Origin of the sequence: Lentzea aerocolonigenes (assembly GCF_000974445.1) — a bacterium.
GTDB lineage: Bacteria > Actinomycetota > Actinomycetes > Mycobacteriales > Pseudonocardiaceae > Lentzea > Lentzea aerocolonigenes.
Genome location: NZ_BBOJ01000024.1, coordinates 1 through 23941 on the forward strand (window position 1 = coordinate 1; position 23941 = coordinate 23941).

Genomic DNA, 23941 nt, shown 5'->3' on the forward strand with positions numbered 1-23941 from the left:
GGTGCTGACCCGCCAAGGCTGGCAGGTGGCCAAGAAGACCGTGCTTACGCTGATGAACACGCTGGGTCTGGTCTGCATAGTGCGGCGGCCCCGGCGGTACCGGTCCTGGCTCGGGCAGCCCGGCACGGTCGCCGAGAACGTGCTCAACCGCGAGTTCGGCGCCGAGGCTCCGGACACGAAGTGGGTCACCGACGTGACCGAGTTCCGGATCGGGGACCGCAAGGTCTACCTGTCACCCGTGATCGACCTGTTCGACCGGTCCGTCATCGCCTACTCCTGCGGACCCTCGCCGACGCTGGAGCTGACGAACTCCTCGCTGCGCGAGGCGATCGCCACCCTGCCCGCCGGGGCCGCGCCGCTGGTGCACTCCGACCAGGGCTTCCAGTACCAGCACGCCTCCTGGCGTGCCCTGCTGGCCGACGCGTGCCTGACCCAGTCGATGTCACGGCGCGCCAACTGTCTCGACAACTCGATCGCCGAGAACTTCTTCGGCCATCTGAAGGAAGAACTGTTCCACCACACCAGGTTCGACACCGTCGAGGAGTTCACCGTGGCTCTGCACGAGTACATCGACTGGTACAACACCACCCGTATCTCGACCACGCTCAAGGGCCTGAGCCCGGTCGAGTACCGAGCCCAGGCCCTCGCGGCCTAACCTTTACTTAGCCAGTCCAACTTCCGGGGACCAGTTCAGGATGAAGGCGCCCTTCATCGTTGTCAGTGCTGGAGCGGGAAGCCGCCGCCGATGCCTCGCCAGGCGAGGTTCGAGATCAGGGCTACCGCGTCTTCCTTCGGCACTCGGCGGTTGTCCGCCAGCCACGAGCGCGCGGTCACCTGGGAGAGGCCCACCAGGCCCACGGCCAGCAGGCGGGCGCGTTCCTCGTCCAGGCCCGCGTCCGCGGTGATGGTCTCGGTGATCGCGTCCACGGAGTCCGTGGTGGCGCGCTCGACCGCTTGCTGGACCGCCGGTTCGGAGCGCAGGTCGGATTCGAAGACCATGCGGAAGGCCTGGCCCTCGCCGTCCACGAAGTCGTAGAAGGCGGCCACCGCGGCGCGGACTCGGAGTTTGTTGTCCGTTGTCGAGCCGATCGCCGTGCGGACTCGGCCCACGAGCTCGTCCACATGGGACTCGAGCAGAGCCATGTAGAGCTCTAGTTTGCCGGGGAAGTGTTGGTAGAGCACCGGTTTGGACACGCCTGCGCGTTCGGCGATCTCGTCCATCGCCGCGGCGTGGTAGCCGTTCGTGACGAACACGTCCTGCGCCGCTGCCAGCAGTTGCGCGCGGCGGGCGGTGCGCGGCAGTCGAACGCCCCTTCCTGCGGGTGCGCTCTGCGCCGTCTCCGTCATGGTGCCTCCAGCACGAGTGTTCCGGCCGTCGGAGAGGGGTTGCCAGACCGCGGCGTGAGCGCAACCTTACTCGCTGGTAGCCCACATCCGGGAACCATCTGGGCGTTCTTTCCCGCATCCTGGTCTGGTGAGCACGCTGAACCCCGCCCCGCTGTCCACGGTCGCGCTCCCACCGCTGGACAAGTCGCAGACGCCGTGGCCTGGTGAATTTTGCCGAATCGACGATCACGAGGTGCACGTCCGGGTCACGCCCGGCGACGGGCCGCCCGCGGTGTTCGTGCACGGGCTCGGCGGGTCGGCCACCAACTGGACGGATCTGTCCGCGCAGCTCAGGGAGCACGTCAGCGGGTACTCGATCGACCTGCCGGGGTTCGGGCGGTCGGAGCCGGTTGCCGGGTACGACTTCAGCTTGGCCACGCATGCGCGGACGGTCGTCAAGTACCTCGAGACGCTCGGGGAGCCCGTGCACCTGTTCGGGAACTCGATGGGCGGTGCGATCTCCGTCATCGCGGCCGCAACCAGGCCTGATCTGGTTCGGACGCTCACGCTGGTGAGTCCGGCCGTGCCTGATCTGAGGCCTCGGCTGGACCGGATGTCGGATCCTCGGATGGCGCTTGCCGTGTTGCCGGTCATCGGGTCGAAGGTGCGGCGGGAGCTCGCGAAGCTGACGGCGCACGAGCGGACCAAGCAGATGCTGGACCTCTGCTTCGCCGATCCGAGCGTGGTGCCCGATCACCGGATCGAGGAGTCGATCAAGGAGAACGAGGAACGCGCGCGGCAGAAGTGGGCCGGGCACGCGCTCAACCGCAGCACCTTTGGGCTCATGCAGAGCTGGCTGACGCCTGGGCCCAAGTCGTTGTGGAGGCTGTTGCCGCTGGTCAAGGCGCCCACGCTGGTGTTGTGGGGAGAGAACGACCGGCTCGTCAGCGTGCGGAAGGGTCCCCGGACGGTGCGGCTGCTCCCGAAGGGGCGACTGTTGGTGCTTCCCCGTACCGGGCACGTCGCCCAGATGGAGCGGCCCGCGACCGTTGCGCGGGCAGTGCTGGGCATGTGGGAGGCGGTCGATCGACACACATGGTGATGAACGACGGCCATACGGGGGATGTGGGACCCTGGGCAACGTGAATCGCGCCCCCGAGCGAGGACGTCCTGTTCCGCCTGCTGACCGCTACCGTCGCGGCGAGCGCCGGACCAGTGCCGAGCCGCTCGCGGCCGCCTGGGAGCCGGAAGGCACCGCGCAGCTCAGACGCCCCCGCAGACGCGGTGGTGTGAAGAAGCTCGTCTCCAACTACGGGTGGCGGATCTACGCGATCCCGGTGCTGCTCGTGCTGACTGCCCTCGTGGTCCTCGACACCGTGCAGCCGAAGACGCCCGCGCTGGGAGGCGCGGGCACGACGGCGGTCGAGACGCCGGGCAGCACGCCGGAGGCGCCGCCGTCCGAGGTGCAGGGGCAGAAGCCCAAGCTCGACGTTCCCACCGCCGAGCTGCCGGCCGGACCGGCGTTCTCCGAGAACGGTGTCGGCACCTGGCGGGCGATCGCCGGCGGCGGGAACAGGGTGGGCGAGGGGAACGCGCGGACGTTCCGCAAGTACGCCATCGCCATCGAGGACGGCGTGCAGCCCGGTGACTACAACAACGACGACGCGGCATTCGCGCGGACCGTCGAGGGGATCCTGTCCGACCCGCGCAGCTGGATCGGCACCAAGCAGGTCGCGTTGCAGCGGGTCGAGGCGAACCAGAACCCGGACTTCACCATCAGCCTGACCACCACGAAGACGACCCACACGATCTGCGGCCGGGAGATCCCGTTCGAGACGTCCTGCTACGACAAGCCGACCAAGAGGGTCGTCATCAACGTGGCCCGCTGGGTGCGCGGGGCCATGGCCTACGGGTCCGACATCCCCGGCTACCGGACGTACGTGATCAACCACGAGGTCGGCCACGCGCTGGGCAACAACCACGCCGCGTGCCCGGAGAACGACGCGCCGGCGCCGGTGATGATGCAGCAGACGTTCGGCGTGGCGAACAACTTCGTCTCGCAGCTCAACGCCGGTCAGGACGTCGTGCCCGCCGACGGCAAGGTCTGCAAGACGAACCCGTTTCCCGCTGGCTGAGACGGCTTTCCAAGAAGGAAGAGTCGAGGCAGGGTAGACGTTGTCTCGGATACAGAGGCATGCAGTCGTCGAGGAGGAGCAAATGGCGCTTCCGCCGCTCGTTGAGCCAGCCGCGGAGCTGACCAAGGAAGAAGTCGCGCGGTACAGCCGTCACCTGATCATCCCGGACGTCGGGGTGGACGGGCAGAAGCGGCTGAAGAACGCGAAAGTGCTCGTCGTCGGCGCGGGCGGCCTGGGCAGCCCGGCACTGCTGTACCTGGCCGCGGCCGGGGTCGGCACGCTCGGCGTCGTCGACTTCGACGTCGTGGACGAGTCGAACCTGCAGCGTCAGGTCATCCACGGCCAGTCCGACGTCGGCCGCCCCAAGGCGGAGTCCGCGCGCGACTCGGTCGCCGAGATCAACCCGTTCGTCAAGGTCGTGCTGCACCAGACGCACCTCAACTCCGAGAACGCGCTGGACATCTTCCGCGACTACGACCTGATCCTCGACGGCACCGACAACTTCGCCACGCGGTACCTGGTGAACGACGCCGCGGTGCTGCTGGGCAAGCCGTACGTCTGGGGCTCGATCTTCCGGTTCGAGGGCCAGGTCAGCGTCTTCTGGGAGGACGCCCCGAACGGCCAGGGCCTCAACTACCGCGACCTCTACCCGGAGCCGCCGCCTCCCGGCATGGTCCCCTCGTGCGCCGAGGGCGGCGTGCTGGGCGTGCTGTGCGCGTCGATCGGCTCGATCATGGTCACCGAGGCGATCAAGCTGCTCACGGGCATCGGCGACCCGCTGCTGGGCCGTCTGATGGTGTACGACGCGCTGGAGATGTCGTACCGGACCATCAAGATCCGCAAGGACCCGGAGTCGCCGAAGATCACCGAGCTGATCGACTACGACGCGTTCTGCGGTGTCGTGTCCACGGACGCGCAGCAGGCCGCCGCGGGCAACACGATCACGCCGCTCGAGCTCAAGCACAAGCAGGAGTCCGGTGAGGACTTCCTGCTGGTGGACGTCCGCGAGCCGCACGAGTACGAGATCGTGAAGATCCCGGGCTCGGTGCTGATCCCGAAGGACAAGATCCTTTCGGGTGAGGCGTTCTCCGAGCTGCCGCAGGACAAGCCGCTGGTGCTGCACTGCAAGTCCGGCGCGCGCTCGGCGGAGGCCCTCGCGGCGCTGCACAAGGCAGGGTTCAAGGACGCCGTGCACGTCGGTGGCGGCGTGCTGGCCTGGGCCCGCGAGGTCGACCCCAGCCTGCCGACGTACTGACCCGGACTGGGCCGTCCGGGTGGTGGAGTGAAAAAGCCGCGTGTCGGCTTCCACCACCCGGACGGCCCAGCCAGGTAGCGTGCGCGATCGTGACCCGGTCCCCCGAACCGCCCCCAGCGCACGTGCGTGCGGCGTTCGGGGCACGTGACGCCGAGCCAGAGCTCATCGACGGTGGCCCTGCGTGGCGGTGCGGCGACGCCACGATCCGGCCCGCGCCCAAGCCCGCCGAGGCCACCTGGATCGCCAAGACCCTCGACGGCCTGGACGTGCCGAACCTGCGCATCGGCAGACCGTTGAGATCCACCGACGGCCGGTACGTCGTCGGCGGCTGGTCGGCCACCAAGTTCCTCGCCGGCCGTGCCGAGGCCCGCCACGACGAGGTCATCTCCGTCGCCCAGCGCCTGCACCAGGCCACGGCCGAGCTGCCCAAACCCCGATTCCTGGACGCCCGCACGGACGTGTTCGCCGTCGCCGACCGCCTGGCGTGGGGCGAGGAGACCGTGCCGCTCGACGCGGACCTCGGTGGCAGGCTGTTCGACCTGCTCAAGGAAGTGCAGAAGCCGCTCACCCTCTCCTCCCAGGTCGTGCACGGCGACCTCTTCGGCAACGTGCTGTTCGCGGGCAACGCCCCGCCGGCCGTCATCGACTTCACGGCGTACTGGCGTCCTGCCGAGTGGGCGGCCGCCGTGGTCGCCGTGGACGCCGTCGCGTGGGGTGGCGCGGACCCCGGCCTGTTCAAGCGCTGGAGCCACCTGAGCGAGTGGACGCAGGTTCTCGTCCGTGCGATCTTGTTCCGCCTCGCGGTACACGCTCTTCACCCGTTGTCAACATCACAGTCCTTTGCGGGCTTGGAACGAGCTGCTCACCAGGTGACGGCACTGCTGTGAGCGGGCCAATTTCCCGGTTCGAAACATTGCGGAGCATCGGGTTAACAGGGGCTTCTTAGCGTCAGCGGGGTGACCCATTGCCCCTACTGCGCGCTGCAGTGCTCCATGAGCGTCATCGACGGCCAGGTGGCCCCTGGTCCCGGTGGGCTGTGCCAGAAGGGCTGGACGGCGGGGGAGCTGCTGCGTCATCCAGGCCGGCTGACGACGCCTCTTCTGCACGGTGAGCCTGTTTCCTGGGACGAGGCACTCGACTTCGTCGCCGCGCGCATCCGTTCGTACGAGCCCGACGAGGTCGCCGTGTTCGGTGGCGGCGGGCTGACCAACGAGAAGGCGTACCTGCTGGGGAAGTTCGCCAGGGTGGCGCTCAAGACCTCCCAGATCGACTACAACGGCCGGTTCTGCATGTCCTCGGCCGCCGCGGCGGGCAACAAGGCGTTCGGGCTGGACCGCGGCCTGCCGTTCCCGCTGACCGATCTCAGGTCCGCCGACACGGTGCTGCTGGCGGGCTCGAACCCGGCCGAGACGATGCCGCCGTTCCTGCGCCACCTGGAGGGCGCACGACTGATCGTCATCGACCCGCGCCGCACGCCCACCGCCGAACGCGCGACGCTGCACCTGCAGCCCGCACTGGGCACGGACCTGGCGCTGGCGCTGGGACTGCTGCACACCGCCGTCATCGAGGGCGTGATCGACAAGGAGTACATCTCCTCGCGCACCAGCGGTTTCGACAACGCGTGGCGCATCGCCGCGCAGTGGTGGCCGGAGCACACCGAACGCGTCACGGGCGTGTCCGCCGCCGACCAGCGCGCCGCGGTGCACATGCTGGCGGGACGGTCCTACATCCTGACCGGCCGCGGCACGGAGCAGCACGCGTCCGGCACCGACAACGTCTCCGCGTGGATCAACCTGGCGCTGGCGCTGGGACTGCCGGGCCGCGCGGGCTCCGGGTACGGCTGCCTGACGGGCCAGGGCAACGGCCAGGGCGGGCGCGAGCACGGGCAGAAGGCCGACCAGCTGCCCGGTTACCGCAAGCTCGACGATCCCGTGGCACGGCAGCACATCATGAAGATCTGGGGCGTCGACTGGCTGCCCGGCGTGGGGCGCAGCGCGTACGAGCTGCTGAACGCCGACGACGTCAAGGCGATGCTGGTGTTCGGCAGCAACCCGGTGGTGTCGGCGCCGCGCGCGTCGGGCATCGCGGACCGGCTGAAGGCGCTGGACCTGTTGGTGGTGGCGGACTTCGTGATGTCCGAGACCGCCGCGATGGCCGACGTCGTGTTCCCGGTCACGCAGTGGGCCGAGGAAGACGGCACGATGACGAACCTCGAAGGCCGGATCATCAGGCGCCGCAAGGCACTCGACCCTCCGGCGGGCGTGCGCAGCGACCTGCACCTCATCCACGGCCTCGCCGCGCGCCTCGGCTGCGCGGAGAAGTTCCTGACCGAACCGAAGGAAGTCTTCGAGGAGCTGCGCAGGGCGTCCGCCGGCGGTCCTTCCGACTACTCGGGCGTCACCTACGAGCGGCTCGATTCCGAGCAGCTGCACTGGCCGGTGCCGTCCGTCGACCACCCCGGCACGCCGAGGCTGTTCCTCGACCGGTTCGCGCATCCCGACGGCCTCGCGAAGTTCATCCCGGTCGACCACCGCGGTCCGGCAGAGCCGCCGGACGAGGAGTTCCCGTTGCAGGCCACCACCGGGCGGGTCCTGCAGCACTACCAGTCGGGTGCCCAGACGCGACGGATCGGCGAGCTGATGAAGGCGGTTCCCGAGATGTACGTGGAAGTGCACCCCGACACGGCGTCGCGGGCCGGGCTCGAACCCAACGGCCTCGCGCACGTCGTGTCCAGGAGGGGCAGGGTGACGGCGACCGTGCGGTGCGTGCCGAGCATGCGCGTCGACGCGGTGTTCCTGCCGTTCCACTTCCCCGGTGAGGGGCGGGCGAACCTGCTCACCAACCCCGCGCTCGATCCGACGAGCCGGATGCCCGAGTTCAAGGTCTGCGCGGTGCGATTGGAGCGGGCATGAGGCGAGTTGTGATCGTGGGTTACGGCATGGCCGGCGCGCGTCTGGCGGACGAGCTGCGGCGCCGTGACCAGGACATCTCCATCACCATCATCGGGGCAGAGCCGCACGCCGCGTACAACCGCGTGCTGCTGTCGACGGTTGTCGCCGGGACCATGACGCCGGAGTCGACCCGGTTGCACGACGAGAAGTGGGCCGCGGACCACAACGTCGACCTCCGCCTGGGCTACGAGGTCATCGAAATCGACCGAGCGTCACGCACGGTGACCATCGAGCGCACGCGGGGAGCTTTCGTTCGCTCTGAGCGCACGCGGGGGCCCCGCGTGGCCCAGGAGGAAACGGGGGACGCCCGCGTTACCGTTCCGTACGACGCGCTGGTGCTCGCCACGGGGAGTGTGCCGTGGGTGCCGCCGGCCGAAGGGCTGGTCGAGGACGGCAAGCTGGCGGCTGGTGTGGTGGCGTTTCGGACGCTTGACGACTGCGCCGAGATCGAGGCGAAGGCTCACAAGGGGGCGCCTGTCGTCGTGCTCGGTGGCGGGCTGCTCGGCATCGAGGCCGCGCGTGGCCTGGCCGGACGCGGCTGCCTGGTCACGGTCGTCCACCCCGTCGGCCACCTCATGGAACGCCAGCTCGACCCCGGTGCCGGCGGCGTCCTCGCCCGCACGCTGGGGCAGCTCGGCATCGAGTTCCGCCTGAACTCCTTCGCCTCCAAGTACCTCCCCGGCGACGGCCTGATCCTCGACGACGGCACGCACGTTCCCGCTGAACTGGTCGTGGTGTCCGCCGGCGTGCGTGCCGAGACGTCGCTGGCCGTCAAGGCGGGCCTGGAAGTCGACCGCGGCATCGTCGTGGACGACCAGCTGCGCACCAGCGACCCGCGCGTTCACGCGATCGGTGACTGCGCTCAGCACCCCGGCACGGTCTCCGGGCTCGTGCAGCCCGCGTGGGACCAGGCCGCCGTGCTCGCGGACCGGCTGACCGGCGCGAACCCCGCGTCCCGTTACCGCGGCACGTCCGTCGTCACGCGGTTGAAGGCGCGGGACGTGGACCTGGCGGCGCTCGGGGACGTGCACACCGATGTGGACTGCCCGGACTCGGAAGTCCTGTGCTTCCAGGAACCTTCGCGTGGTCGCTACGCCAAGCTCGTGCTGCGCGACGACAGGGTGGCGGGCGCGATCGTGCTCGGTGCACCGGACGCGGCCGCGACGATCACGCAGCTCTACGACCGGGGCATTCCCGCGCCGACCGACCGTTTGGCGTTGTTGCTGGGTCGTGCGCTTCCCGCGGAGGCGGCGTCACCGGCGGACCTGCCGTCCAGCGCGGTGATCTGCCGGTGCAACACCGTCTCCAAGGGACAGATCGTGTCGGCCTGGCGTTCGGGCGCGGAGTCGTTGCCGCAGCTGGCGGAAGCGACCCGGGCGACCACGGGCTGTGGTGGGTGCAAGGACGCTGTGTGCGGGTTGCTCGACTGGCTCGGAGCCTCACAACCCGCCTCCGCGTGATGTGCGGCGGAGTTGCCTCCGCCGTCATCGGCCAGAACGCCTCGGTAATCCGAGGTTCTTAGCTTTTCCGGCAGTCGCCGAACCGCTGTGGAGGACATACATGAGCCGCTGGATCGAGCACTGGGAGCCGGAGAAGCCCGAGTTCTGGGAGAGCACCGGCAAGAAGATCGCCCGCAAGAACCTCGCGTTGTCGATCTTCGCGGAGAACCTCGGGTTCAGCGTGTGGGTGCTGATGAGCATCGTGGTGGTCAGCCTCGGCTCGGTCGGCTTCAACTTCAGCGTGGGACAGCAGTTCTGGCTGCTGATCGTCCCGAACCTGGTCGGCGCCGTGCTGCGGGTGCCCTACACGTTCGCGGTGCCGAAGTTCGGCGGGCGGCTGTGGACGACGATCAGCGCCGGCCTGCTGCTGATCCCGACCGCGATGCTCACCTACGCGGTGACGACGCCGGGCACGCCGTACTGGTTCTTCCTGCTCACCTCGGCCGCGATGGGCCTCGGTGGCGGCAACTTCTCGTCGTCGATGGCGAACATCTCGTTCTTCTACCCGGAGGGCAAGAAGGGCCTGGCGCTCGGCATGAACGCCGCCGGCGGCAACCTGGGCGTCGCGATCACCCAGCTCATCGTGCCGATCGTGATCACCATCGGGACCGGGATCCACCTCGCCTACGCGGCGCTGATCTGGATGCCGTTCATCGTGCTCGCCACCGCCCTCGCGTGGTTCTTCATGGACAGCCTCACGCAGGCCAAGCCGGACGGCACGTCGTACAAGCTGGCGCTGTCGAACAAGCACACGTGGGTGATGTCGTTCCTGTACATCGGCACGTTCGGCTCGTTCATCGGCTACTCGTTCGCGTTCCCGTCGCTGATCAAGATCAGTTTCGTGGAGTACAAGAGCTGGGTGGCGCTCGCGTTCCTCGGCGCGCTGATCGGCTCGATCGCCCGTCCGGCCGGCGGATGGCTCGCGGACCGCATCGGCGGCGCCAAGGTGACGCTCGCCACGTTCATCGGGCTGGGCGTCGGCACGATCGGTGTCATGGCCAGCGTGGAGATGAAGAGCTTCCCGCTGTTCTTCACCTCGTTCATCGCGCTGTTCATCCTCGCGGGCGTCGGCAACGGCTCGACGTACCGGATGATCCCGGCGATCTTCAAGACGCAGTCCGACGACGACAAGTCGGCCAAGCGGCAGGCCGCCGCGGTGGTCGGCATCGCGGGTGCGATCGGCGCGGCCGGCGGTGTGCTGGTGAACCTGGTCTTCAAGTTCTCGCTGGAGGGTTCGAAGACGCTGACGCCCGCTCTGACCGCGATCCTGGTCTTCTACGCGCTCTGCCTGGTCACGACGTGGTGGTTCTACCTGCGGCGCACCGTGTTCGCGACGCGTCCGTCGCTCGCCTACGCGGGCGTGTGACGCACACCGCTCTGAGCTGCGGCGAGAGTTTCCTTTAACACCCGCGAAATATCGCGGACCTTGGGATGACACGCCGCCCGGTGAGCATAACTGGGCGGAAGGAGGAGATGCCCGATGACTCAGACCCTGGTCGTGATCGGTAACGGCATGGTCGGCCACCGGCTCGTCGAGATCCTTCGTGACTCGTCCTGGCGGATCGTGGTTTTCGGCGAGGAGGCGCGCCCGGCGTACGACCGGGTGGCGCTCTCGTCCTATGTGGACACGTGGAGCTCTGCCGAGCTGGAACTGCCGCCGCTGACGGGCTGCGAGCTCCGTCTCGGTGAGAAGGCGGTGTCGGTCGACCGGGAACGTCGTGTCGTGGTGGGCGCGTCCGGCATCGAGGTGACGTACGACGCGCTGGTGCTCGCCACCGGTTCCGTGCCGTTCGTGCCGCCGGTGCCCGGCCGCGACCTGCCCGGATGTCACGTCTACCGGACGATCGACGACCTCGATGACATCCGTGCGACGGTGAAGGCCGCCGACCGGCCCGGCCGGCACTCCGGCATGGTGCTCGGCGGTGGTCTGCTCGGCCTGGAGGCCGCCAACGCGTTGCGCGGCATGGGAGTGTCGCCGCACGTCGTGGAGCTGGCGCCGCGGCTGATGCCGATCCAGGTCGACGAAGGCGGTGCGGGGCTGCTGAAGCGGCTGGTCGAGAAGCTCGACCTGACCGTGCACACCGGCACCTCCGCGTCCTCGATCGAGCGCGACGGTTCGCGGTTGATCGCCAAGCTGGCGAACGGTCTCGAGCTCGACCTCGACGTCGTGGTGTTCAGCGCGGGCATCAGGCCGCGCACGGACCTCGATCTGGGGCTGGAACTGGGCCCGCGCGGCGGGTACCTGGTCGACGCCGCCTGCAGGACCGCCGACCCGCGCGTGTACGCGATCGGTGAGTGCGCTGCGGTCGAAGGTGTGACCTACGGGCTCGTGGCTCCCGGTTACTCGATGGCCGAGGTCGTCGCGGACCAGCTCTCCGGTGGCGCCAAGGTGTTCCCCGGCGCGGACCTGTCGACGAAGCTGAAGCTGCTCGGTGTGGACGTGGCGTCGTTCGGTGACGCGCACGCGACCACCGAGGGTGCGCTGGAAGTCGTCGTGAACAACGCCGTCGCGGGCACGTACAGCAAGCTCGTGGTGTCGGACGACGCGAAGACCCTGCTGGGTGGTGTGCTCGTCGGTGACGCCTCGTCGTACCTGTCGCTGCGGCCGTTGGTGGGCAAGGAAGTTCCCGCCGCGCTGCTGCAGCCCGGCGGCGCCGTCGACGTGGAGATGCCCGCCGACGCGCAGGTCTGCTCCTGCCACGCCGTCACCAAGCAGACGATCACCGACGCCATCCAGTCCGGTGTGGCGTGCGACGTCGCCGAGCTGAAGGCGTGCACCAAGGCGGGCACGGGCTGCGGTTCGTGCGTGCCGATGCTGAAGAAGCTGCTGACCGACTGCGGTGTCGAGCAGTCCAAGGCGCTGTGCGAGCACTTCACGTACTCGCGGGCGGAGCTGTTCGAGATCGTCCGTGCGACTCGGATCACCACGTTCACGGCGTTGGTCGAGAAGCACGGCACCGGGCGTGGCTGCGACATCTGCAAGCCCGCCGTGGCCTCGATCCTGGCGTCGCTGAACAACGGGCACATCCTCGGCGAGGCGCAGGTCTCGTTGCAGGACACCAACGACAGGTTCTTGGCGAACCTGCAGCGCAACGGCACGTACTCGGTCGTGCCGCGCATTCCCGGCGGTGAGATCACGCCGGAGAAGCTGATCGTCATCGGTGAGGTGGCGCGTGACTTCGGGCTCTACACGAAGATCACCGGTGGTCAGCGCATCGACCTGTTCGGCGCGACCGTCGACCAGCTGCCGCAGATCTGGCGCCGGCTCGTGGACGCGGGCTTCGAGTCTGGTCACGCGTACGGCAAGGCGTTGCGCACGGTGAAGTCCTGCGTCGGCACGACCTGGTGCCGTTACGGTGTGCAGGACTCCGTCGGTCTCGCGATCGAGCTGGAACTGCGCTATCGAGGCCTGCGTTCGCCGCACAAGCTCAAGTCGGCGGTGTCGGGTTGTGCGCGTGAGTGCGCCGAGGCCCGCGGCAAGGACTTCGGTGTGATCGCCACCGAGAACGGCTGGAACCTCTACGTGGGCGGCAACGGCGGCTTCACGCCGCGCCACGCGGACCTGCTCGTGTCCGATGTGGACACCGAGACGCTGATCAAGGTCATCGACCGGTTCCTGATGTTCTACATCCGCACGGCGGACCGGTTGCAGCGCACCTCGGCGTGGCTGGAAGGGCTCGACGGCGGGCTCGACCACCTGCGCGAGGTCGTGGTCGACGACAAGCTCGGCATCTGCGACGACCTGGAAGCGGCCATGGCGGCACACGTCGACGACTACGCCGACGAGTGGCGCGGTGTGCTCGAAGACCCGGAGAAGCTCGCGCGGTTCACGTCGTTCGTCAACGCGCCGGGCACGCCCGACCCCACGATCTCGTTCCGCGCTGAGCGTGGTCAGCGCGTCCCCGTCCAGCTCGGCATTCCGGAGGTCGTCAGGTGACCGTTGTCTGTGACTTCGAGGTGTTGCGTCCGGAACAGGGCGTCGCGGCGTTGCTGCCCGACGGCACACAGGTCGCGGTGTTCCTGACCGCGGACGGTTCCCTGCACGCGTTGGACAACATCGACCCGTTCAGCGGCGCCGCGGTGCTGTCGCGCGGCATCGTGGGCGACCGCGGTGGCGTTCCGGTCGTCGTGTCGCCGGTCTACAAGCAGGCGTTCGAGCTCGCGACCGGCAAGTGCCTGGACGAACCCGAGGTTTCGGTTGCCGTGCATGGCGTGCGCGTGCGTGACGGTGTCGTGGAGCTGACATGACCGGACCGCTGGCGGGCTTCACGATCGGTGTGACCGCGGCCCGCCGCGCCGACGAGTTCGGCGCCCTGCTGGAACGCAAGGGCGCCACCGTCATCCACGGCCCGGCCATCCGGATAGTGCCGTTGCCCGACGACGCCGAACTGCACCAGGCGACCCAGCAACTGGTGTCCGCACCGGTCGACGTGGTGGTCGCCACCACCGGGATCGGGTTCCGCGGCTGGTTCGAGGCCGCGGAGGGGTGGGGCCTGGCAGGCCGCCTGCACCGCGCGCTGGAGAACGCCGTGGTGCTGCCCCGCGGCCCGAAGGCGAAGGGCGCGGTGCGAGCGGCGGGCCTGGTGGAGACCTGGTCGCCGTCGTCGGAGTCGAACGCCGAGCTGCTGCAGTACCTGCTGCGGATGGGCGTGTCCGGCAAGCGGGTCGCGATCCAGCTGCACGGCGAACCGTTGCCGGACTTCGTGAACACCCTGATCGCGGCCGGCGCCGACGTGGTCGAGATCCCGGTCTACCGCTGGATGCCGCCCGCGGACACCGGCCCGTTGCACCGGCTGCTGGACGCGGTGCTGGCGGGCCAGGTGGACGCGCTGACGTTCACGAGCGCCCCGGCGGCCACCTCGGTGCTGCGCGAGGCAGGCGACCGGTACGCCGACCTGGTGTCGGCCCTGCGGCGTGACGTTCTCGTGGTCGGCGTCGGCGCCATCACCGCGGGCCCGCTGGTGGCCGCGGGCATCCCGGTCGTGCAGCCCGCACGGGCCCGGATCGGTTCGATGGCACGGGAGCTGGCGCTGGAGCTGCCTGCGCGCGCCACCCGGTTGCGCATCGCGTCCAAGGACATGGAGATGCGGGCGCAGGCTGTGGTGATCGACGGCGAGCTGCGTCGCGTCGCCCCGGCCCCGATGGCCGTGCTGCGGACTCTGGTGGCGGCGCGCGGACGTGTCGTGTCGCGCCAGGACCTGTTGGCGGCCTTGCCTTCCGGCGGTGAGGAGCACGCGGTCGAGACGGCGATCGGCAGGCTGCGGACGGCGCTGGGTTCGCCGCAGATGGTGCGCACGGTTGTGAAGCGCGGATATCGACTCGCCATGGAGCCCGCATGAAGCTTGTACTGGCCTTCCACGGCACGCGTGATCCTCGCGGTGCCGTGGTGTGTGAAGAGATCGCTTCGCTGGCGCGTTCGTCGGTGGACGTTCCGGTCGAGGTCGCCTACGCCGATGTGCGGCAGCCGGACGTGCGGTCCGTTGTGGACGGTCCGGCTGTGGTGGTTCCCGCCTTTTTGGCTGCTGGGTACCACGTTCGTGTTGACATCCCGCAGCAGATCGGGTCGCGTCCCGATGTCGTGGTGACGCCGCCGTTGGGTGTGGACGCTGTGGCGGCGGTCCGGGATCGGTTGCGGGAAGCAGGTTTCCGCCGCGGCGACGCAGTGGTGCTCGCCGCGGCGGGCTCGTCCGATGCTCGCGCTCTGGCGGATGTTCGGCGGGCTGCTGGACTGTTGGGGGCTTCGGCGGTCGGGTACGTGGCCACTGCTACGCCGCGTGTGCCTGATGTCGTGGCTGAGGTTCGGGAACGGCGCGGGATGCGGGGGCGTCGGGTCGCCGTCGCCTCGTGGCTCCTGGCACCCGGGGTGTTCCACGGGTCGCTGGCCGAGTGCGGTGCGGATGTGGTTTCGGCACCGATCGGGGCGCATCCTCTGGTGGTCGATGTGTTGCTGCGCAGGTATTACGAGGCTCGGGCTGTGTTGTTGCAATCTGCGTGAGTGTTGCGGGTCGGCTTGCGTTGGGGCGTGCGCGGGTCGGCCTGGGGTGGTTCGGCGCGGGTTCCAGCGGAGTGGTCACCTGTGCGGTCGTGTCGCCTTGCGTAGGTGGGCGCGCAGGTCCTGACGAGCTTTGGTTGCGTCATTACCGCTTGCCCGATGACGCATAGCCCTGTCCGGCTCGGCTTCGCCATCGCGCCTGTAGGGGTGCTCGGCTTCGCCGTCGCCTGCGTTGCGGCGCGAGTGGTCACCTTTGCGGGTCGTCTCGCGTGATCACCGTGTCGTCTTGCCGGGTCGGCGTGCCTTGATGCGCCGCCCTCCCCGCGCGTGGCGCGTCAGCGGTTACCAGAGGCCTTGCTCCTCCTCCTTGCGCGCGTCCTCCCACCGGTACTCGCGCAGGTTCACCTTGCCGTCCAGGTTCGGCACCCCCTCCTCGTGCAGCATCTGGAGCTGGGTGTCGCGGAGATGGGGAGCGCACGTGCCGTCGGCCTTGAGGACGCGTTGCCACGGCAGGTCGTGGCCGTCCTCGTTGAGGATGCGGCCGACCAGCCGTGGCGACGGGGCCTTGGCGAGATCTGCGATGTCGCCGTACGTGGCGACACGTCCGCGGGGGATGGATTTGATGGTGTCGCGGACTCGCTCGTGGATCTCTTCGTCCATCCCCCGAGTCTAGCTAGATGCCGTTGGCCCAGGAGGTGACCACGGCGTGGTAGTCCGGGGCGTTCGGCGCGTAGTTGATGGAGTGGCCGTAGCCGTTCAGGACGTAGGTGTCCAAGCGCGGCACGGACGGGAAGAACTGGCCCTCGTCGGCCTTCAGGGCCTCCGGGGAGGAGCAGTCGCTGCCCATCAGCGGGAGGCCCGCGCTGCAGAAGTGCGTGTCGTTGCCGACCACGATGAGGACGGGAACGGTGATGTTGCGGGAGATCGGGATGATCACCGTGTCGAGGAGGATGGTGTCCACGGCTTCTGTTGCGGCGAAGACGTCCTTCGTGGACTCGTCGAACGAGATCGCGCCGGGGACCAGCGGGCCCGGTTTGTGGAACGCGTTGTAGCGGGTGTCCGGCATCGTCGTCAGGTAGCCCGCGTCGAGGCCTGCCGGGATCATGTTGGCCAGCACCGGGACGACGGTGATGTAGTTCATCTTGTGCGTGAAGCCGGTGACCAGGACGCCGTCCACGTCGCGGTAGGTGCCCGCTTCGATCATGGCCATCGCCGAGCCGATGGAGTGGCCGGCGACGATCACCTTGGAGAAGCGGGGTTTCAGCGTCGCGATGACCTGGTGGGCCGCGCTCGCCTGGGTTGAGGCGGTGACGAACGTGCTCAGGGGCTTGGAGCTCAGGCCGGTGCCCAGGCGGTCCAGGGCCAGGGTGGCGAAGCCCGCGTTGTTCTGGGCCTGGGTGAACGAGTGGGTCGAGGGTTCGAAGCCGACGTCCCAGTACGTCCTGTCGTAGGTGCCGCCGGGGATCAGGACCTGGACGGTGGTGGCGCCGTCGGGGACGCACAGCCTGCCGGCCATGGTCTCCAGCGACGTCACCAGCGGGGTGAGGCCGATTCGGACGGGGTAGCTGACGTTCTGGCAGGAAACGGCGGCGGAGGCGGGCAGCGGAGCTAGCAGGGTTCCGGTTGCCAGCAGAGCCGCGGCGCACAGCCTGCGGAAACGCATGGTGGAACGACCTCCAACTTAGTTGGTGCGGGGGACGGTCTTCATCAGCAAGCCGTCCGGGTACGGGGCGGACGTGAACTTCACGCGCGCCGGACGGGTGGGGACGAGTCGCCAGCGCCTCGCGACGGTCGCGAGGGTGATGACGATCTCCGTGTGGGCGAAGGTGTTGCCCAGGCACTGGCGGGTGCCGCCGCCGAACGGGACGTACGCGCCGCGCGGGAGGGAGGCGGTGAACTCGGGCGTCCAGCGGTTGGGCGAGAAGCGGTCCGGGTCCGGGTAGAAGCGCGGGTCGTGGTGCAGCGCGTGCGGGCTCACGATCACCTCGGTGCCCGCCGGCAACGAGACGTCGCCCAGCTGCACTTCGACGAGGGTTCGGCGCATCACGAACCAGATCGGGTACTTCCGCAAGGTTTCCTGCACGACCTGGGCGGTGTAGGTCAACGAGCTCACGTCGGCGAACGTGACCTGGCGGTCGCCGACCACCGAGTCGACCTCCTCGTGTAATCGGCGTTCGATCTCGGGGTTCAGACCCACCTCGTACAGCGCCCAGGCCAGTGCGATCGCGGTGGTCTCGATGCCGGCGGTCAGCAGCGTCAGGACCTCGTCGTAGACCTGCTGGTCCGTCATTCCGACGCCGTCGTCCTGCGCCAGCAGCAGCATCGACAGCACGTCGCCGTGGTCGGTGCCGTCCGCGCGCCAGCTCTCGATCAGTTGCAGCACAACGGCTTTCATGCGGGCGATCGCGGCGTCGAACTCCCGGTTGCCCGGCAGCGGGAGCTTCTCGACGAACGACGGGGACAGCGCGCGGATCATGCCCTGCTGGATCACCGTGAAGATCGAGCGGCGGACCTCCGCGACCGCGCGTTCTCCCATCTCCGCCGAGAAGAGCGCCTCGCCGACGATGGTGACCGCGAGCTCCTGCATGTCGTTCTCGATGACGCGGATCTCGCCGGGCTGCCACCTCTCAACCAGCGCAGAAGCAGCACGAGCCATCGTCGAGGCATACGCTTGGATCCGTTCCCGATGGAACGCCGGTTGCATCATCCGGCGCTGTCGCAGGTGGTACTCGCCGTTCGACAGCAGCAGTCCCGTCCCCAGGTACGGCTGGAACTTGTCGAACATCGCGCCCTTGCGGAACTTGGAGCCTTGGGAGACAAGAACTTCGTGGGTCAGCGCCGGACTGGTGACGAAGTACGCGCGCAACGGACCGAGGTCGAGGCGCACCACGTCACCGTGCTCGTGCAACGCGTCGGTGAACCCGGCGCGCCGGGTGAGCATCGCCGGGGTGTGCCCGAGTAACGGCCAGCGGCTGGGAGCCACCGGGACGGGCATTCGGACTCCTGGGGAGTTGGGCCGAATGGGGACGGACCACCCTAGGAGCCGTTTGGGGGAAGACGACAGTGCCTGATCGGGTGGTTCCGCATCACTCTGTTGGTTCAGTGTGCACGCCTCTCGGGTGACTAAGCTCGTGCGTCTTCCCCCGATCGCCACGAAAACCGAAGAGGTGCTTCCCGTGGCAGAGACCCAGGACTGGGTGCCGCTCGGCATCGACACCACCGTGCCGAGCATGGCCCGCGTCTACGACTACATCCTCGGCGGCGCCCACAACTTCGCCGCCGATCGCCAGGTCGGCTCCCAGATCGAGAAGCTCGTGCCGGGCCTGCCCAGCGTCGCGAGGCTCAACCGCCGGTTCCTCGGCCGCGCGGTGAACTTCCTGATGGACCAGGGAGTTCGCCAGTTCCTCGACATCGGTTCGGGCATCCCGACCGTCGCGAACGTGCACGAGGTGGCGCAGGACCGCGACCCGGCGGCCCGGATCGTCTACGTCGACAAGGATCCCGTCGCCGTCGCGCACAGCCAGTTGATGCTCTCCGGCAACGACAACGCCGCCATCGTCCAGGCGGACATGCGCGATCCGGAGGCCGTGCTGGCGAGCCCCGACGTGAGGCAGCTGCTGCGCTTCGACGAGCCGATCGGGCTGTTGATGCTGCTCATGCTGCACTGGGTGCCGGACGAGGACAGCCCCGAGAAGCTCGTCGCGCACTACCGGGACGCGCTGCCCGCCGGCAGCTTCATCGTGATGACGCACGTGGCCAAGGACCAGATCGACGAGAAGGTCGACCAGGCCGCCGACGTCGTGAACCGCAGCAAGAGCGCCGACCAGATGCACATGCGCACGCACGAGCAGGTCAGCGCGTTGTTCGACGGGTTCGAACTGGTCGAACCGGGCCTCGTCGGCTGCGGGGAGTGGCGGCCGGACGGTCCGGGCGACTTCGCGGACGAGGCGTCCATGAACATGTTCCTCTACGCCGGGGTCGGTCGTAAGGGATAAAACCACACAGTAGTGTCGGAGGTTCACACTGTCGGCGCAGCGTGCGTCGACTACCGGTAGGTAAACTGCCGGACACTCTCCAACCCATACAGGGCAACGGGAATGACGAATCCGAGCCGAAGACCCGATGCCGCTCCACCACCGGACCACGCCGCCGTCCGCGCGCGGGAAGCCTTGTCGCGCAAGTGGAGCTACCTGCTCAGCAGCGTCATCGTCGTCGCGCTGAGCAGAGACGAGCTGGACGCCGAACTGGGCGGCCAGCTCGACGCGTTGTGCGCGGCGCTGCACAGCGAGCCGTTCGACCCTGCTCCGTTCGAGGAGGTGGGCGAGCGACTCGTCGCTCTCGGCTACGTCAACGAGCCCGGCCTCCGGCGCACCGTCGACGTGCTGGGCAAGGGCCTGCTCGCGCTGGAGGAGTTCCAGGAGATCGAGCACTTCCCGGTGCGCGTCGTCGGTGGCCTCGGCGCGCTCGCCGCAGGGTTCTCGCTGGCCCGCGGCCGCTCGATCCTGGACCAGCAGGAGAGCATGCAGCGCTCGTTGCTCAAGGCCGCTCGTGACGCGCAGTGGGACCAGCGGCAGAGCGAGGCCAAGTTCGCGGGCATCGCGATCTCGTCGACGAACGGCATCCTGATCGTCGGCCTCGACGGCAGGATCGTGTGGGCGAACGAGGCGATCGGCGAGATCATCGGCGGCCGGCCCGAGCCAGGTGTCCGGCTCATGGAGCTCATCGCGCCGAACTCGGTCGTGGCGTTCCGCGAGATGATGGAGAAGGTTCTCGCCGAACGCGACGAGTTCGAGCGCGAGCCGATCCAGTTGCTGCGCGGCGAGGACGATCTGGCCAAGGTGACGCTGACCGCGTCACTGCTGCGCGACGGCGACGACAAGCCGAGCCACGTGCTCGTGGTCGCCGACGACGCCACGGAACTCGCGCTGCTGCAAGGAGAACTGCGCAGGCAGTCGCTGCACGACGTGCTGACGGGCCTGCCGAACCGGCAGTTCTTCACCACGCACCTGGAAACCGTGCTGCGCCGCGCCGACCCGGAGTTCGGCGTGACCGTGTTCCACCTGGACCTCGACGCGTTCGGCCTGGTGTGCAACAGCCTCGGCGGCCGCGTCGGCGACAAGCTGCTGCAGCACGTCGCGCGCCGGCTGCGGGCGTTGATGTCCCACGAGCAGGCGATGGTCGCGCGATTCGACGGCGACGAGTTCGGCATCGTCGTGGAGAACACCGAAGCGACACCGGACATCGCGACGATCATGGCCGCGATCAACACCGACCTGGCCGAACCGATCTTCGTGGACGAACACGGGCTCGCCGTCTCGGTGAGCGCGGGCGTGGTCCACCGGCCGTCACCCGACGTCGAGCCCACCGAACTGATGCGCATGGCGGACCTCGCGTTGCGGCAGGCCAAGAAGGACCAGCGCGGCCAGTGGGAGTTGTTCCACAGCAACCAGGACACCGAACGCAGGCGCGACCACGCGCTGGCCGTCGTGATGCCCGGCGCGTGGGAGCAGGGCGACATCGGCGTCTGCTACCAGCCCGTCCGCGTCCTCGCGACCGGTGAGCTCGCCGGCGTCGAGGCCGTGCTGCACTGGGACCTCTCCGACCGGTGCGCCGAGCTCGCCGACCAGACAGGACTCATCCTGCCGATGGGCGAGTGGCTGATCAGGATCGCGACCGGCCAGGCGCAGTGGTGGCGGCAGCGCGGTGAGCTCGACGCGCAGTTCGGCGTCCGGCTCACCCGGCACCAGGCGACCGACGCGGACCTGGTGTCACGCGTGGCGAAGGTGCTGGAGGAGACCGGAATGCCGCCCGAGCTGCTGACGCTGACCATGCCGGTCGGCGTGCTGAGCGTGGCCGGCGCGGCGGAGAACCTGAGCACGCTGGCGGACACCGGCATCCGGATCGCACTCGACGACTTCGGCCTCGGGCCGCGTGACCTGGCGTGGCTCTCGGAGCTGCCGATCGCGTCGGTGTGCGTGCCGAAGGACCTGGTGCAGCGTCAGGATCCGCGCTCCGCCACGCTGGTCAAGGCCGTGCACGACCTGGGCGTGAACCTATGCGTCGACGGCGTCGAGACCGCGGAGCAGGCGAAGTGGTGGACGGAAGCGGGCGCCGACCTCGCGATCGGCGCCCACTTCGGTGCGCCCGAAGCCGCGGGCGACCTGCTCAAGAAGCTCCAGGGCTAGATGCTGCGCTGCCACGCGATGACCGCCGCGTGGTAGGCGTCCGCGTCCTGGGCCGCGAAGTTGAAGCAGTGCCCGTAACCGTTGAGGACGAACGCGTCGAACCGCGGAGCGTTCGGGAAGAACGGCCTCTCGGACGCTGCCAGTGCGGCCGAGGACGAGCAGTCGGCGCCGAGCGGCGGGGTGCCGCAGAAGTAGTCCGCGCTGGACTGCACCGACATCACCGGCGCGGTGATGCTGCGGCTGGAGGGGATCACGATGTTGTTCATGAGGATGGCGGTGACGGACTCGTTGGACGAGAACGCGTCCTTTGTGGACTCTTCGTAGTCGATCACCGCCTGGTTCAGCGGACCGGGCTTGTGGAACGTGTCGTAGCGGCCGCCCGGTGCCGTGGTCAGGTAGCCCGGGTCCAGACCCAGCCTGCTCAGCTTCGGGTCGAGCGTGACCGGGATCAGGCCGGTGAGCGCGGGCACCACTCTGGTGTAGTCCCACTGGTCGGCCATGCCAGTGGTCAGCACGCCGTCGACGTCGTGGTAGGTGCCCGCCTCCGCGAGTGCGACCGCGGAGCCGATGGAGTGGCCGCCGACGAGCACCTTCTGGAACTGCGGGCGCAGGTTCTGGATCACCTGGTGCACCGCTTGGGCCTGGTTCGGGGTGTTGATCAGCGCGCTCAGCGGTTTGCTGCTCCTGCCCGAACCGATCCGGTCCACCGTCATGGTGGCGATGCCGGCGTGGTTCATCGCCTGCCGCACCGAGCGGACCTCGGGCTCGACCGGGATGTCCCAGTACGCGGTCGTGTACGTCCCACCGGGGACCAGGACCTGCACCGTCGTCGCGCCCTGCGGTACGCACAGGCTTCCGTACATGGTCTGCTGGGTGAGCCCGAAGGCCACCGGGGTGTACACGTCCTGGCAGCTGGTCTCGACCGCGTTCGCGGGAGCGGGCACGGGGACGAACAATGCGAGCAATGCGGCGGCACAGAGCCGACGGAGACGCATCGGGGAACAACCTCCAACTAACGGGGAACGGCCTTCATCACGAGGCCGACGGGGTGGACGGCGTTGGTGAACTTGGTGCGCACCGGCCGGACGGGGACCAGCTGCCGGACGCGTCGGGGTTCCGGTGGTTCGCGCGGTCGTGGTGCGGCGCGTGCGGGCTGAGGGTCACCTCGGTGCCGGAGGCCAGGCGCGCGCCGTCCGGACGCACCGTCGAGAGCAGGTCGCCGTGGTCGGCGGGATCGAGCCCGTTGCCGGTGAACAGGCGGAATCTGTCGAACATCCGCCCTTTGTGGTGCATCAGCTGCGGAATCGTCACGAAAAACGTTCGCACCGGGCCCGGACGTACTTCAGCCAGATCACCCTGACGCTGTGAATTCGAGGTGGACTCGAATCTTTTCCATAGCATTGGCAAGGTGTTCCCGGGAAATGGCAGCCTGCCGGATGCCGCCGGGACGGACATCATCGCTCCTCGCGACGTGGAAAGTGATGGACCACCATAGGAGTCATTCGGGTGAGAGTGACAGTGCCCGATCGGGTGGCCTGCGTTCACACCGGCGGCGTAATGTCGTGAGCTTCGTGCCTGCCTAAGCTTGTGCGTCCGCAAACCCGAAGAGGTGGACGCCGTGACGGATGATCGGAACTGGGTTCCGCAGAGCGTTGACGTCTCCGTGCCGAGTCCGGCGAGGCTGTACGACTACATGCTGGGCGGAGCGCACAACTTCGCGGTGGACCGCCAGATGGGCGCGAAGATCGAGCACCTGATGCCGCACGCGCGCAGCGCCGCCAGGATCAACCGGAAGTTCCTCGGCCGCGCGGTGAGGTTCATGGTCGACGCGGGGGTGCGGCAGTTCCTGGACATCGGTTCCGGCATCCCGACGGTGGCCAACGTCCACGAGGTCGCGCAGGCCGTGGCCCCCGAGTGCCGCGTCGTGTACGTCGATCGCGACCCGGTCGCCGTCGCCCACAGTGAACTGATTCTCGCTGGTAACGACCGGGCCGCCGTGCTCCAGGCCGACATGCGCGACCCGGACAGCATCCTGAACGCCGGAGAGGTGGGCCGGCTGCTCGACTTCGACCAGCCGATCGGTCTGCTGATGCTGTTCATGGTCCACTGGGTGCCGACCGAGGACGATCCGTGGGGCCTGATGAAGCACTACCGCGAGGCCCTGCCCAGCGGGAGCTACCTGGCGATCACCCACCTCGCGAACGACCACGACAACGAGGGCGTCAGGGCCGCGGCCACCAGGCTGAGCCAGGTCGGCGGGGAGCAGGCGATCGAACGCGGCAAGGACGAGATCGCGGCGTTCTTCGGTGAATTCGAGCTGGTCGAGCCGGGACTCGTCAGGTACGCGGAATGGCGCTCCTCCGGTCCGGGCGACATATCCGATGATCCCACGGTGAACGAGATCGCCTATGGATCCGTCGGACGCAAGCCATAGGAAATCTCCATCGAGTGATATTGATTCACACTCTCGGTCCACCGGAGTTCGACGGTGCGTGAGTAAGATGCCGGGCATCTGAGCCCACTGCGAGGCAGAGTCAATGCCCAACCCGAGTCGAATACCAGACGCGTCGCCACCGCCCGATGACAATGCCCGGGCAC

At 68.5% G+C, this 23941-nt stretch carries 21 protein-coding genes; 15 read left to right on the forward strand and 6 right to left on the reverse strand.

Annotated elements, in window-relative coordinates:
- A partial coding sequence (locus AOM45_RS38740; protein ID WP_059362924.1) for an IS3 family transposase occupies positions 1 to 655 on the forward strand: 655 nt, incomplete at its 5' end.
- A 62-nt stretch (positions 656 to 717) separates the two neighbouring features.
- On the opposite strand, the gene AOM45_RS38745 is transcribed toward AOM45_RS38740, so the two are convergent.
- Positions 718 to 1347: a TetR/AcrR family transcriptional regulator gene (locus AOM45_RS38745; RefSeq protein WP_030472736.1), complete on the reverse strand. Its 630-nt coding sequence runs from the start codon at positions 1345 to 1347 to the stop codon at positions 718 to 720.
- A gap of 127 nt (positions 1348 to 1474) precedes the next feature.
- Here AOM45_RS38745 and AOM45_RS38750 point away from each other — a divergent pair, with 127 nt between their 5' ends.
- From AOM45_RS38750 to AOM45_RS38800, 11 genes are all read left to right on the forward strand, one after another.
- Positions 1475 to 2428 (forward strand): alpha/beta fold hydrolase, encoded by a 954-nt coding sequence (locus tag AOM45_RS38750; RefSeq protein WP_030472735.1) that lies wholly within the window; start codon positions 1475 to 1477, stop codon positions 2426 to 2428.
- 40 nt (positions 2429 to 2468) lie between these two features.
- A complete protein-coding gene (locus tag AOM45_RS38755; protein WP_035913363.1) occupies positions 2469 to 3461 on the forward strand; it encodes a DUF3152 domain-containing protein in 993 nt (330 codons plus the stop codon).
- An 82-nt stretch (positions 3462 to 3543) separates the two neighbouring features.
- Positions 3544 to 4716, forward strand: coding sequence for an adenylyltransferase/sulfurtransferase MoeZ (moeZ, locus tag AOM45_RS38760; RefSeq protein ID WP_030472733.1), 1173 nt, complete (start codon positions 3544 to 3546; stop codon positions 4714 to 4716).
- 89 nt (positions 4717 to 4805) lie between these two features.
- Positions 4806 to 5603 carry a TIGR02569 family protein gene (locus tag AOM45_RS38765; protein ID WP_081902690.1) on the forward strand — a complete coding sequence of 266 codons (798 nt, stop codon included), beginning with the start codon at positions 4806 to 4808 and terminating at the stop codon, positions 5601 to 5603.
- A 105-nt stretch (positions 5604 to 5708) separates the two neighbouring features.
- Positions 5709 to 7628 carry a molybdopterin oxidoreductase family protein gene (locus AOM45_RS38770; protein WP_051784590.1) on the forward strand — a complete coding sequence of 640 codons (1920 nt, stop codon included), beginning with the start codon at positions 5709 to 5711 and terminating at the stop codon, positions 7626 to 7628.
- Complete coding sequence (locus AOM45_RS38775) at positions 7625 to 9127, forward strand: FAD-dependent oxidoreductase (RefSeq protein ID WP_030472730.1); 1503 nt, start codon at positions 7625 to 7627, stop codon at positions 9125 to 9127. Before AOM45_RS38770 ends, AOM45_RS38775 begins: the two co-directional genes overlap by 4 nt.
- Before the next feature lie 100 nt (positions 9128 to 9227).
- A complete protein-coding gene (locus AOM45_RS38780) occupies positions 9228 to 10532 on the forward strand; it encodes an MFS transporter (protein ID WP_051784589.1) in 1305 nt (434 codons plus the stop codon).
- 114 nt (positions 10533 to 10646) lie between these two features.
- Complete coding sequence (nirB, locus tag AOM45_RS38785; RefSeq protein ID WP_030472728.1) at positions 10647 to 13103, forward strand: nitrite reductase large subunit NirB; 2457 nt, start codon at positions 10647 to 10649, stop codon at positions 13101 to 13103.
- Positions 13100 to 13414: a nitrite reductase small subunit NirD gene (nirD, locus tag AOM45_RS38790; RefSeq protein WP_030472727.1), complete on the forward strand. Its 315-nt coding sequence runs from the start codon at positions 13100 to 13102 to the stop codon at positions 13412 to 13414. Before nirB ends, nirD begins: the two co-directional genes overlap by 4 nt.
- Positions 13411 to 14505: a uroporphyrinogen-III synthase gene (locus tag AOM45_RS38795; protein ID WP_030472726.1), complete on the forward strand. Its 1095-nt coding sequence runs from the start codon at positions 13411 to 13413 to the stop codon at positions 14503 to 14505. The genes nirD and AOM45_RS38795 overlap by 4 nt, the downstream gene beginning before the upstream one ends.
- Positions 14502 to 15161, forward strand: a complete 660-nt coding sequence (locus AOM45_RS38800; protein ID WP_030472725.1) for a sirohydrochlorin chelatase — start codon at positions 14502 to 14504, stop codon at positions 15159 to 15161. The genes AOM45_RS38795 and AOM45_RS38800 overlap by 4 nt, the downstream gene beginning before the upstream one ends.
- Positions 15162 to 15500: 339 nt before the next feature.
- Here the strand turns inward: AOM45_RS38800 and AOM45_RS38805 are convergent, their stop codons facing one another.
- From AOM45_RS38805 to AOM45_RS38815, 3 genes are read right to left on the reverse strand one after another with little or no spacing between them, the layout of a single operon-like run.
- The gene (locus AOM45_RS38805) at positions 15501 to 15818 is read right to left on the reverse strand and encodes an MGMT family protein (RefSeq protein WP_030472724.1); all 318 of its coding nucleotides are present in this window, start codon (positions 15816 to 15818) and stop codon (positions 15501 to 15503) included.
- 13 nt (positions 15819 to 15831) lie between these two features.
- Positions 15832 to 16821: an alpha/beta hydrolase gene (locus tag AOM45_RS38810; RefSeq protein WP_030472723.1), complete on the reverse strand. Its 990-nt coding sequence runs from the start codon at positions 16819 to 16821 to the stop codon at positions 15832 to 15834.
- 18 nt (positions 16822 to 16839) lie between these two features.
- Positions 16840 to 18153 (reverse strand): cytochrome P450, encoded by a 1314-nt coding sequence (locus AOM45_RS38815; RefSeq protein ID WP_030472722.1) that lies wholly within the window; start codon positions 18151 to 18153, stop codon positions 16840 to 16842.
- A gap of 181 nt (positions 18154 to 18334) precedes the next feature.
- On the opposite strand from AOM45_RS38815, the gene AOM45_RS38820 reads away from it, so the two are divergent.
- Together AOM45_RS38820 and AOM45_RS38825 are read left to right on the forward strand one after the other, a co-directional pair.
- Positions 18335 to 19153 carry an SAM-dependent methyltransferase gene (locus AOM45_RS38820; RefSeq protein ID WP_030472721.1) on the forward strand — a complete coding sequence of 273 codons (819 nt, stop codon included), beginning with the start codon at positions 18335 to 18337 and terminating at the stop codon, positions 19151 to 19153.
- A 102-nt stretch (positions 19154 to 19255) separates the two neighbouring features.
- On the forward strand, positions 19256 to 21343 hold the full coding sequence (locus AOM45_RS38825; RefSeq protein ID WP_030472720.1) for a putative bifunctional diguanylate cyclase/phosphodiesterase: 2088 nt from the start codon (positions 19256 to 19258) through the stop codon (positions 21341 to 21343).
- On the opposite strand, the gene AOM45_RS38830 is transcribed toward AOM45_RS38825, so the two are convergent.
- The gene (locus AOM45_RS38830) at positions 21340 to 22338 is read right to left on the reverse strand and encodes an alpha/beta hydrolase (protein ID WP_030472719.1); all 999 of its coding nucleotides are present in this window, start codon (positions 22336 to 22338) and stop codon (positions 21340 to 21342) included. The two genes, AOM45_RS38825 and AOM45_RS38830, sit on opposite strands and share 4 nt — an antisense overlap.
- Before the next feature lie 37 nt (positions 22339 to 22375).
- On the reverse strand, positions 22376 to 22618 hold the full coding sequence (locus AOM45_RS38835; protein WP_156094348.1) for a hypothetical protein: 243 nt from the start codon (positions 22616 to 22618) through the stop codon (positions 22376 to 22378).
- Between the two features lie 343 nt (positions 22619 to 22961).
- Here AOM45_RS38835 and AOM45_RS38840 point away from each other — a divergent pair, with 343 nt between their 5' ends.
- Positions 22962 to 23777, forward strand: a complete 816-nt coding sequence (locus tag AOM45_RS38840; RefSeq protein WP_030472717.1) for an SAM-dependent methyltransferase — start codon at positions 22962 to 22964, stop codon at positions 23775 to 23777.
- Positions 23778 to 23941 lie beyond the last annotated feature (164 nt).

What these genes read in the sequence shown, in the direction of transcription:
- AOM45_RS38745 (WP_030472736.1), bottom strand. Translation starts at nt 1,347, where the DNA reads ATGACGGAGACGGCGCAGAGCGCACCCGCAGGAAGGGGCGTTCGACTG.
- moeZ (WP_030472733.1), top strand. Translation starts at nt 3,544, where the DNA reads ATGGCGCTTCCGCCGCTCGTTGAGCCAGCCGCGGAGCTGACCAAGGAA.
- AOM45_RS38770 (WP_051784590.1), top strand. Translation starts at nt 5,709, where the DNA reads ATGAGCGTCATCGACGGCCAGGTGGCCCCTGGTCCCGGTGGGCTGTGC.
- AOM45_RS38775 (WP_030472730.1), top strand. Translation starts at nt 7,625, where the DNA reads ATGAGGCGAGTTGTGATCGTGGGTTACGGCATGGCCGGCGCGCGTCTG.
- AOM45_RS38780 (WP_051784589.1), top strand. Translation starts at nt 9,228, where the DNA reads ATGAGCCGCTGGATCGAGCACTGGGAGCCGGAGAAGCCCGAGTTCTGG.
- nirB (WP_030472728.1), top strand. Translation starts at nt 10,647, where the DNA reads ATGACTCAGACCCTGGTCGTGATCGGTAACGGCATGGTCGGCCACCGG.
- AOM45_RS38795 (WP_030472726.1), top strand. Translation starts at nt 13,411, where the DNA reads ATGACCGGACCGCTGGCGGGCTTCACGATCGGTGTGACCGCGGCCCGC.
- AOM45_RS38800 (WP_030472725.1), top strand. Translation starts at nt 14,502, where the DNA reads ATGAAGCTTGTACTGGCCTTCCACGGCACGCGTGATCCTCGCGGTGCC.
- AOM45_RS38805 (WP_030472724.1), bottom strand. Translation starts at nt 15,818, where the DNA reads ATGGACGAAGAGATCCACGAGCGAGTCCGCGACACCATCAAATCCATC.
- AOM45_RS38810 (WP_030472723.1), bottom strand. Translation starts at nt 16,821, where the DNA reads ATGCGTTTCCGCAGGCTGTGCGCCGCGGCTCTGCTGGCAACCGGAACC.
- AOM45_RS38815 (WP_030472722.1), bottom strand. Translation starts at nt 18,153, where the DNA reads ATGCCCGTCCCGGTGGCTCCCAGCCGCTGGCCGTTACTCGGGCACACC.
- AOM45_RS38825 (WP_030472720.1), top strand. Translation starts at nt 19,256, where the DNA reads ATGACGAATCCGAGCCGAAGACCCGATGCCGCTCCACCACCGGACCAC.
- AOM45_RS38830 (WP_030472719.1), bottom strand. Translation starts at nt 22,338, where the DNA reads ATGCGTCTCCGTCGGCTCTGTGCCGCCGCATTGCTCGCATTGTTCGTC.
- AOM45_RS38835 (WP_156094348.1), bottom strand. Translation starts at nt 22,618, where the DNA reads ATGTTCGACAGATTCCGCCTGTTCACCGGCAACGGGCTCGATCCCGCC.